The organism is Butyrivibrio sp. AC2005, assembly GCF_000424145.1.
Classification (GTDB): domain Bacteria; phylum Bacillota; class Clostridia; order Lachnospirales; family Lachnospiraceae; genus Butyrivibrio.
In genome coordinates, this window is the sequence record NZ_KE384137.1 from 448490 (window position 1) to 458483 (window position 9994).

The 9994-nt window shown below is 40.8% G+C and carries 8 protein-coding genes and 1 pseudogene; 2 read left to right on the plus strand and 7 right to left on the minus strand.

The genetic code is table 11. The features are described 5' to 3' along the window. Positions 1-343: 343 nt before the first annotated feature. The 6 genes and pseudogenes from G602_RS0118950 to topA form a co-directional block, all read right to left on the minus strand. A pseudogene (locus G602_RS0118950) lies at positions 344-1600 on the minus strand (flagellar M-ring protein FliF C-terminal domain-containing protein); the annotation flags it as partial. A 182-nt stretch (positions 1601-1782) separates the two neighbouring features. Then, entirely contained in the window at positions 1783-2124 is a 342-nt protein-coding gene (fliE, locus tag G602_RS0118955; RefSeq protein WP_049945338.1) for a flagellar hook-basal body complex protein FliE, read from the minus strand. Positions 2125-2173: 49 nt separating this feature from the next. After that, a complete protein-coding gene (flgC, locus tag G602_RS0118960) occupies positions 2174-2632 on the minus strand; it encodes a flagellar basal body rod protein FlgC (RefSeq protein ID WP_026660391.1) in 459 nt (152 codons plus the stop codon). A 13-nt stretch (positions 2633-2645) separates the two neighbouring features. Beyond that, positions 2646-3038 (minus strand): flagellar basal body rod protein FlgB, encoded by a 393-nt coding sequence (gene flgB, locus G602_RS0118965; RefSeq protein ID WP_026660392.1) that lies wholly within the window; start codon positions 3036-3038, stop codon positions 2646-2648. A 246-nt stretch (positions 3039-3284) separates the two neighbouring features. Continuing rightward, a complete protein-coding gene (codY, locus tag G602_RS0118970; protein WP_026490870.1) occupies positions 3285-4064 on the minus strand; it encodes a GTP-sensing pleiotropic transcriptional regulator CodY in 780 nt (259 codons plus the stop codon). Positions 4065-4413: 349 nt separating this feature from the next. Beyond that, a complete protein-coding gene (topA, locus tag G602_RS0118975; RefSeq protein ID WP_026660394.1) occupies positions 4414-6507 on the minus strand; it encodes a type I DNA topoisomerase in 2094 nt (697 codons plus the stop codon). Positions 6508-7331: 824 nt separating this feature from the next. On the opposite strand from topA, the gene G602_RS0118980 reads away from it, so the two are divergent. Further along, positions 7332-7949, plus strand: a complete 618-nt coding sequence (locus tag G602_RS0118980; RefSeq protein WP_044932765.1) for a biotin transporter BioY — start codon at positions 7332-7334, stop codon at positions 7947-7949. 15 nt (positions 7950-7964) lie between these two features. Further along, positions 7965-8738, plus strand: a complete 774-nt coding sequence (locus G602_RS27525; protein ID WP_044932767.1) for a biotin--[acetyl-CoA-carboxylase] ligase — start codon at positions 7965-7967, stop codon at positions 8736-8738. Between the two features lie 247 nt (positions 8739-8985). Here G602_RS27525 and hslO read toward each other — a convergent pair whose 3' ends face one another. Further along, positions 8986-9891, minus strand: a complete 906-nt coding sequence (gene hslO, locus G602_RS0118995; protein ID WP_242835669.1) for an Hsp33 family molecular chaperone HslO — start codon at positions 9889-9891, stop codon at positions 8986-8988. Positions 9892-9994: the final 103 nt, after the last annotated feature.

Consider the following 9994-nt stretch of genomic DNA (forward strand, 5'->3'; position numbering starts at 1 on the left):
GATTATCTTCTATAAATTTCTCTATAAGCTTCATAGTCTCACTGCTCTCCTCCATGGTAATGTCAGCAAGACCCTCTTCCTCATCCTCAAATAATTCCTCAGGCTGTGATTCAAGAAGTTCCTCAACAGAGAGTTCCTCAGGAAGCACTTCCTCTTCAGCTTCCTCAATCTCAATCTCCTCTCTTCTGGTTCTGATACTCCTCCAGATAACAAATGCAAGAAGTCCCAAAATCAGGAGAATAAGGATTACCTGAAGTACATCTGCAAAGGTAATACCCTTAGGCTCAGCATCAAAAAATTCAGGCTGAGTATAGGCGGTCATTGAAATATTGGCCGCTGAAATACCGGTTGCCTTGGCAACGATATTGATTGTATCCTCTGCGACCTCTGTCTGTGTAACGCCGGTATTTTCCTTGAATTCCTTCCAGGTCATTCCGTCATGGTCATCAGGGTTATAGTTATCCTCATTGTAGATGACATAAGTGGTTGCAGTTACAGAGATTGTCGACTCATCATAATTGACCTTACCTGAAGGTGTATCACGTGTCGTAATTTTCTCATTAGGAAGATAATCCTTGGACTCTTCCTCTATTGTAGATGATGAATTTTCATTATCCTGAAGCATATATGAAGTCTCATCATCATTGTTGGTATCAGTACCCGGAATTCCACTTGTTCCGTTTACATTCTGAGCACTGTAGTTATCTTCATGACTAAGTACACCCTGAGTCTGACCATCAGCAGGTGTGTATGTATGCTCGGTCACCTTTTCTGTGGAAAAATCCAAAATAAGGTTACTTGCAACTTCAATGTCATTATAGAGCTTTGTGCCCTTAAGAACTCTTATTACTTCACTTCTGACCTGCTGTTCGGCCTTGGTCTTGGCATTAAGCTGTGTACTTGCAAGTCCTGATGCAGAATTATCCTCAGAACCTGAAAACAACAGATTGCCGTTGGTATCCATGATAATGATCTTCTCGGTAGTGTTGTTACCAAGAGCCATGGCAGTTGCCTTGGCAAGGAAGGTTGCATTATCCTCTGTAAAAGCTTCCGGATCACTAAGTCTTAAGAAAACACTGGCAGAGGATTCCTCATTTTTTGATAAAAGTGTTCCGTCATTAGTAGGTATGTGAAGTTCTACTCTGGCGCTCTCAATAGCATCAAAATACTCTGCAAAATCAGATGCCAGCTTCTTTTCCTTGTATTCTACATATTTTTTCTGCTTATCAGATTCGGTTGTTGAAAATCCGCCATCAACTACATTATCAATAGTATAGGTATCAGGCTGGATATAGTTTGTTCCAAGCAAAAGAGAGGCACTGCTCTCATCCGATTTCAGAACCTCAAATCTAAGATTATCATCCGATTTTCTGTACTTTATACCATTTTCATCAAAAAGCTCAATAACCTGCTGAGATTCTTTCATAGTCTCAACAGTCGCTACTGTTACATATTGAGGCTGATTAAATACAGTTACCAGAATAACTGCCGTGAATACTAATGCGGCAACTCCGGCACCTATAAGCGTCTTCTGTCTGATTGTAAAACGATTCCACCACTCAAGGATGCGATCCCTGAGTCCCAAAAGACGTTCTCTCATACTCCTCTCCTCCCTGGAACTACGTTGTTATCCCCTCATCCGGCACTTCGTGCCACCTGTCTACGCTCCGCTTCGGTCCGCGCAAAGCCGACGTCCCCCGGACGTCGTGCGCCCCCTAGGGGAAGGCTTTATATTTTGTTCTTCCCCCTTAGGAAGACTTTGAAAGGATAACAATCTTAAAACTAAATCTGCATCTGCATTATTTCTTTGTATGCAGAAAGCATTTTGTCGCGGACCGCAACAGTGTACTGCAGCGCTGTCTCAGCCTTCTGCAGTGCTATTGCAAGGTCGTGAGTATTATCTGTCTCACCGAGAGACCACTTGATTTCTTCGTTCTCGGCATCTGACAAATAAGCATTTGTTGTATTTATATTTTCAACCGCTCTGTTAAAAATATTCGTAAAGGAACCATCATTACCAAATCTGTCCCCAAGAGGATTGGTAACTTTGGAATTGGCCTTCTCGGCATTTCTTATCGCAGTTGAATGTACATTTCTGATCTGACTGATATCAATATCTGCCATTTACCCCTCCTATGCAGTTCCCCGAAGCTGCAAATAACTTTTTACACTATTAGCCCCTAGCTATGGAAAGCCCCTGTGTCATCAGATACTTGCTGGATGAAAAAGCTGTAGCATTGGCTTCATAGCCTCTCTGGGCATCAATGAGGTTAGTCATCTCCGTTACTATATCAACGTTAGGATAAGTAACATAGCCAAATTCATCAGCATCCGGATGTGACGGATCATAAACCATCTTGTAATCCGTCCAGGTGTCGTCCTTAATTGATGACACCTTAACGCCACGTCCACTGTAGTGATCAAGTCTCTCATTCAAAATCTTGGAAAAAGGTGTCTGGGTTCCCTTTTCAGAAAAGGTTACAACTTTTCTCGTATAAACATCGCCTGTTGCATCGCGGGTAGTGTTAGCATTGGCAATGTTCTGGGAAATAATATCCATGCGAAAGCGCTCAGCAGTCATTCCCGAGGAGTTGATATTAAAGGAATCAAAAATATTACCTGTACTGATCATAGGCTACACCCCCTTACCCTTTCATCACACTCTGAAGATTGGTAAATTCAGACTGTATTCCAAGCATAACGCCCTGATACTTAATCTGGTTAGCTGCCAGAGTAACGTTCTCAGTATCGATGTCCACGTTATTGCCATCCATTCTATATGAAAAATTCGAATAATCGGTGTATGGTCTCGCCTTAAGTCTGTTTATCTTAAGTTCCGAAACCTTGGCATCCATGGTCTTGTACCTTGAATCACCAAGGGCTCGCTCAAGCTCCCTCTCAAATGCCACATCCTGCCTCTTGTAGCCGGGTGTGTTGACATTTGCAAGGTTATTGGACAAAACCTCATTCCTGATCCATGAAGCATCAGCTGTCTTATCAAGTACATTAATGTAATCAAACGCATCACTATTGATCATATTGTCTCCTCCGTTTGTGACGAAGCGGGTAATCCTATTAAACCTTTTAACCCTTATTTACATATTAAAATGAAATTTATCAAATTACAAGTGATTTGAAGTAAAAACACACTTTATATTGTGTTTTTAAGCCGCAAGTTATACTAGAAATTGTTATTATATAGCAAAAGGGATTTATCCTGACCAGATAAATCCCTTCATCAGCATCCGTCCTGTAATTTATTTCGGATAATAAGCCAATCCTCATTACATCTGAGACTTAAGTTTTTTAATTTCATCAAAAACTACATCATTTAAAACCTTGATGTATGTTCCCTTCATACCTGAGGATCTCGACTCAATAACGCCAGCGCTCTCAAATTTTCTAAGTGCGTTTACAATAACGCTTCTTGTAATACCCACTCTGTCGGCAATCTTGCTTGCAACAAGAACACCTTCCATTCCATTAAGTTCATCAAATATATGAATGATAGCTTCCATCTCTGAGAAGGAAAGAGTTCCGATAGCCGACTTTACAACAGCTAGCTTTCTACTTTCTTCAGCACTCTCTTCATTAACTGCCCTGAGCATCTCAAGACCTACAACTGTTGTGCCATATTCGCAGAGGATTATATCATCGATGTCATAGGGTTCATCACACTTATATATAAAAAGCGTTCCAAGTCTCTCTCCGGCAATCTCTATGGGTGTGATAATTGCCTGATATCTTCTCATGTCAACATCTTCAAATCCAAGCGTCTCGAGATTTACATTTTCCTTTGTGGACAAAACTGTCAGTAATCTTTCGTTGAGCATCGGGTCGATAAAGCTTCCGACATCATCAACAAGCATCTCGCCCAGTGAGTCTACAGCCTTGGCCTCACCTATACCGAGAACCTTACCTTTTCTGCTTATTACAAGCATGTTTGAATTAAGGATTTCACACAAAACCGAGCAAATATCGTTAAACACTACCTTACCTGAATTACTGTTGTGTAGAAGTTTCCCAATTTTTCTGGTTTTGTCCAAAAGCTGTACGCTACTCATGAAAAAATTCTCCTTTTATCTGAAAACGTTAACAAATTTACATAAATCTACTACAACTAATGCGATTGTAACACAAAATATACAATACATCAAAGGTATTTGTGCCTATTTTTATTAAAATTTAATGAATATAATGTACAAATCCAAAAATATAAGAACGCCCCTATAGATATAAGAACGCCCGTAGATATATATATGCAATTTCTCGCTCATTAGCAGAGCTATAATCGCTTGAAATTGCATATACATACCTACGGGCTGTTAATTCAACTCGTTACAATTTTAAATTCATATTTAATTATAATGCATATATCTGAAGGCTGATTCGCGCTCTTCAGCAGAGCTATAATCACTCCTCGTCGTCTTTGGAACGGTCCTCTACGTGGCCGCATTCAGGATCGTTACATACGAGTTTATTGTTCTTTATAAGCATGAGTCCACCGCACTTGGGGCATGCTTTCTTTGCAGGCTTCTGCCATACCATGAAATCGCAGTCAGGATTGTCGATACATCCATAGTACAGACGGCCCTTTCTTGTTCTTTTAAGAACAATATCCTTACCGCACTTAGGGCAGGAAACTCCGGTCTTTTCATAATAAGGCTTGGTGTTCTTGCACTCCGGGAATCCGGGACATGCAAGGAACTTACCGTGAGGGCCGTACTTGATAACCATGTTGCGTCCGCAGTTCTCGCAGACAACATCCGTTGCCTCATCCTGAATCTCAACCTTTTCGATTTCCTTCTGAGCCTTCTCAACTGCATCTGCAAGGTCAGGATAAAAATTCTCAACTATTGTCTTCCACTTCACGTCACCCTCGGCAACACCGTCAAGAAGTGTCTCCATATTGGAAGTAAAGCTGACATCAACGATTTGAGGGAAGGCCTCGTTCATCATCCTGTTAACAGCTTCTCCGAGCTCTGTAACGTAGAGGTTCTTATTTTCCTTGGTTATATAATGTCTTGCAAGAATTGTTGTAATTGTAGGTGCATATGTACTGGGTCTTCCAATACCAAGTGCCTCAAGATCATGAACCAGTGAAGCTTCTGTATAATGAGGTGCAGGCTGTGTAAAGTGCTGCTTCTCCTCAAACTCCTGGAGTTCTAATTCAGAATTCTCATCAATTCTCTTTGCAAGTGTATTTTTCTCAATCTGATCTTCTTCGTCAGTATAAACATTCATGAAACCATCGAAAACTGTTCTGGATGCAGAAACTGTAAATCTGTGTTCGCCTGCATCAATTTTTACTGAAGTGGTCTCATATTTGGCAGCTGCCATTCTGCTGGCCATAAATCTGCGCCAAATGAGCTGATATAGTCTGAACTGATCACGGCTAAGAAATTCCTTAACTGCAACGGGTGTGTTGTTTACATCAGTAGGTCGTATTGCTTCGTGAGCATCCTGAATCTTGGCACCTGCTTTTCCGCTCTGAGTCTTCTCAGCAAGATACTCATCACCGAATGCATCAGAAATGTATTTTGCAGCCAAAGCCTGTGCTTCATCTGATATTCTGGTGGAATCAGTACGAAGGTATGTGATAAGTCCGACTGTTCCGGCCTTGCCCATATCAATTCCTTCATAGAGCTGCTGCGCTGTTCTCATTGTCTTCTGAGTAGAGAAATTCAGCGCTTTAGAAGCTTCCTGCTGAAGTGTCGAGGTTGTAAAGGGAAGCGGAGCCTTCTTTGTACGTTCACCCTTCTTAATCTCAGTAATCTTAAACTTTTTACCCTTAAGATCCTTTAATATCTCATCTAGTTCAGCCTTTGAAGCTATCTCAGCTTTCTTACCGTCTTTTCCATAATAATGTGCTACGATAGGTTTTTTCTCACCCTTAACCTTAAGGGTAGCATCAAGTGACCAATATTCCTGAGGGATAAAGGAGTTAATCTCATCCTCCCTGTCACAGATAATCCTAAGTGCAACAGACTGAACACGTCCTGCACTGAGTCCTCTCTTAATCTTCTCCCACAGAAGTGGTGATATCTGATAACCAACCATTCTGTCAAGAACACGTCTGGCCTGCTGAGCATCAACAAGATTCATGTCGATGTCTCTTGGATGCTTCATAGCTTCCTTTACAGCAGACTGTGTAATCTCATTAAAAGTAACTCTTGAAAAACGATCCTTGGCATTCTCAAGCTTTAATGCTGTCATAAGATGCCAGGATATAGCTTCGCCCTCGCGGTCAGGGTCAGTCGCGAGATAAATATGGTCAGCATTCTTAGCTGCCTTTCTCAAAGCCGCAAGCACATCGCCCTTACCTCTGATGGTGATATACTTCGGTTCAAAATCATGTTCAACATCAATTCCCATCTGGCTTCTCGGAAGATCGCGCACATGTCCGTTACTTGCAGCAACCTCATATCCTGAACCAAGGAATTTCTTAATTGCCTTCACCTTTGTGGGTGACTCAACAATAAGTAAGTTCTTCTTTTTACTAGCCATTAAAAATGCCCCTCTGTGATATTAATAGTAGAAACTCTTCATTTTGGGTTTCATAGTTTCGTAATATACACCAAAAATATGGGCAATGCAACATGATTTTTTAAAAGAATTGTCAGAAGTGTAAATTGGATTAGATAAAAATACATAAAAAAAGTGGGCACCGATCATTTGATCAGTGCCCTTTAGTTCTGAATTTCCAATGGACTTGTTCTCCTTTTCTGTTTTTTATTTTAAACGAATCCTCATCCAAAATCATGCTGCGCATCATGATCTTTTTCGACTACCGGTATCCAAATTACTCACCGACTATGTAGTCCTATTGATTCGTTAGAAAAATAAGGAATAGCTGGATCGAATTGGTGAAGCACACGCCGCCGCATCTCACCCCTATTCTCAAAACAGATAAATCTCTGTTCTTACTCCGGTAAAGCACTCGCTACCTTTGCTACTACTGAGTGTTTATCTGCTCGTCTGTTGGTAATATTGATAATATCAGCACGCCATATAAATGTCAATACATTTTAGCTGAATTTATATATTTTTTTGAATACATTTCTATTCACGATATATTGTCACTATTTTCAGTCTATTTTACTCAAATTGATTGTATATTTAAATTCATTTTAATTAAAAAGGCAGTAATCATGCTTAAAATGCATTATCTTGTATTTAGCTTTATCCTTTTACTATATATTGTATAGCAGCATTGTCACCCTAACCTTATAATTGTAGTTGACATTATATACAATTCATTCTATTCTATATTCGTCACCCATTATTGTTTCATTTTAGGTGACAATATTTCATGAAAGAAGGATTCAAAAATGAATGAAGAAATTAGTAATACCAGCGCAGAAGTACTCGAAACCAAACAGGCTTCTTCAGTAAAGGATCTATGCTTTATTGCTGTTTTTACCGCAATAATATGCGTATTATCACAGCTGTCAATTCCAATGCCCGCAGGTGTTCCAATGACCTTGCAGACGCTTATTATTCCTCTTGCCGGTATCGTAATCGGTAAAAAAAGAGGCACCTATTCAACACTTCTTTACCTGCTTATCGGAGCAATCGGCATTCCCGTATTTTCAGGTTTTAAAGGTGGAATAGGAATTCTCCTTGGATTAACAGGCGGTTTTCTTATTTCATTTCCCATACTCTCCCTAACAGCAGGTATCGGTGATGAACTTGGGCTTAAGCTTTGTAATAAAAAAAGCACAGGTAAAGCATTATATTACATTACCCTCGTGCTTTGTCTTTTAATTGGTGCTACAATAAACTATGTGTTTGGAACCATATGGTTTATGATTGCTTCAGGAAACACCTTTATGGCTGGTCTTACAGCCTGTGTACTGCCATTTATCCCTACCGCAATCCTTAAGATAATCATAGTTGCCATCCTCGGTCCCGAACTCAAGAGGCGCCTACTGCCAATATTAAATTGATAAAGGACTAAAAATATGCCGGACACAAAAAGTAAAGTGCTTAGCTATCTCGAAGAAAACAGTGGTAAATTCTCATCCGGAGAAACCATAGCAGCGGAGCTTGGCATTTCAAGGAACAGTGTCTGGAAAGCCATAGAATCCCTGCGAAGAGACGGTTTCCAAATAGAAGCTGCATCCCGCAGGGGTTATTCTTTATCAGGAAAAGCTGACAAAATCTCCTTATCAGAAATCAAAAAATATTTGCCAGCTTCGATAAATTCAGATCTTATATCAGTCTATAATTCCCTTGAATCCACTAATAAAACCGCGAAGAGCGAAGCTTCCTTTGATGCCCCCCACGGCACTGTTATCATCGCCTCAGAGCAAACAGGCGGAATAGGAAAAAAGAGACATGTATTCGCCTCTCCAAAAGGCGGAATTTACATGAGCATCGTGTTAAGACCGGATCATTTTCCTGTTGAGGATTATAAACAAATAACGTCATTTTGTGCGCAATCTGTTTGTAAGGCTATAAAGATGCTTACAGACTTATCTCCCACCATTTCAGAAACAAATGACATTTATCTGGGCGATAAAAAGATATGCGGAATCCTATCAGAAGCAAGCTATGAATTCGACACCGAAGAAATCCAATATGTAATTGTGGGGATTGGGATACATTTCAATTCAGAATTATCAGATTTTCCCGCCATGATCAGAAAGACGGTTGGGACACTTTTCGCAAAAGGTGAAGAAACCACCACAAAAAATGAACTTATCGCCAAAATACTTGAGCTTATTCTTGTTTAAAGGACGCGCCCCCCGGCTATATATTTATTTCCAAACCTCGTTGCAAAAATATGCAGAATCGGTTTGGCCTGAATATATATGCCGGGGGCACTGTCTATGTACACTCACAAACCTCATTTCAAAAAAACACAGAATCGGTTTGGCCTGAATATATATGCCGGGGCACTGTCTATGTACACTCACAAACCTCATTTCAAAAAAACACAGAATCGGTTTGGCCTGAATATATATGCCGGGGCACTGTTTTTTATTTTGCTTTAGAAATCATTCCTTTAATATCATCCGGGCTGAAGCTGTAGGCCTTTCCGCAGAAGTGACATTTGATTTCAATGTCTTTTTCATCGGATGCCAGATCTTCAAGCTCTTTTTTTCCAAGTAGTATAAGTGCTCTCTCCACTCTGTCTCTGTCGCATCCACAGTGGAATTCAACAGGCATGTTGGTGGTAATCTCATAATCAAAGCCATCAAGTACCATGGCAAGAAGTTCTTCAGGTGTCTTTCCCTCTCTAAGAATGTCTGTGACAGATTTCATTCCCTGAATGTTACCTTCAAGTCTGCTGATAGTTTCTTCAGAAGCACCGGGCATCAGCTGAACAATAAAGCCGCCTGCCTCCATAATGGAGAAATCATTTTTCACAAGAACTCCAAGTCCCACAGATGAAGGAATCTGCTCAGACTCAGCAAAATAGCATGTAAGATCATCAGCTATCTCACCTGAAAGGAGCTGAATTGTTCCGACATAAGGATCCTTAAGACCAAGGTCTCTGGTGACAGTAAGTGTTCCATTTCCTACAGCGCCGCCTACATTGAGATGTCCGCCTTCATTATTGGGGAGTGCAACGGCGTTATTCCTGACATACCCCTTTACCTGCCCTCTGTTGTTAACAGTAACAAGGAGTCCGCCAATTGGTCCGTCACCCTCAATTGTAATAGTAAGGGCATCCTTTTCATTTTTTAACATATCACCCATCATAAGAGCGCCGCTCATTAGTCTCCCAAGAGCGGCACTGCATATAGGGCTAAGATCGTGAATTTTTCTGGCCTCTTCAACCAGATTCCTTGAAGTAATTGCGAAGGCTCTGATCTGCGCATCTGCAGCAGTGGCCCTCACCATGTAATCTCTGTATTCCATGTATCTCCTGTAAACCCTCATCCGCCCTACGGGCACCTTCCCCCTAAAAGGGGGAAGGCTTAAATTATATGTCTTCTCCCTGGAAGGGGGGGGAAGGCTTAAATTATATGCCTTCTCCCTGGAA

Coding starts and splice junctions, on each gene's coding strand:
- fliE (WP_049945338.1), bottom strand. CDS start 2,124: ATGGCAGATATTGATATCAGTCAGATCAGAAATGTACATTCAACTGCG.
- flgC (WP_026660391.1), bottom strand. CDS start 2,632: ATGATCAGTACAGGTAATATTTTTGATTCCTTTAATATCAACTCCTCG.
- flgB (WP_026660392.1), bottom strand. CDS start 3,038: ATGATCAATAGTGATGCGTTTGATTACATTAATGTACTTGATAAGACA.
- codY (WP_026490870.1), bottom strand. CDS start 4,064: ATGAGTAGCGTACAGCTTTTGGACAAAACCAGAAAAATTGGGAAACTT.
- topA (WP_026660394.1), bottom strand. CDS start 6,507: ATGGCTAGTAAAAAGAAGAACTTACTTATTGTTGAGTCACCCACAAAG.
- G602_RS0118980 (WP_044932765.1), top strand. CDS start 7,332: ATGAATGAAGAAATTAGTAATACCAGCGCAGAAGTACTCGAAACCAAA.
- G602_RS27525 (WP_044932767.1), top strand. CDS start 7,965: ATGCCGGACACAAAAAGTAAAGTGCTTAGCTATCTCGAAGAAAACAGT.
- hslO (WP_242835669.1), bottom strand. CDS start 9,891: ATGAGGGTTTACAGGAGATACATGGAATACAGAGATTACATGGTGAGG.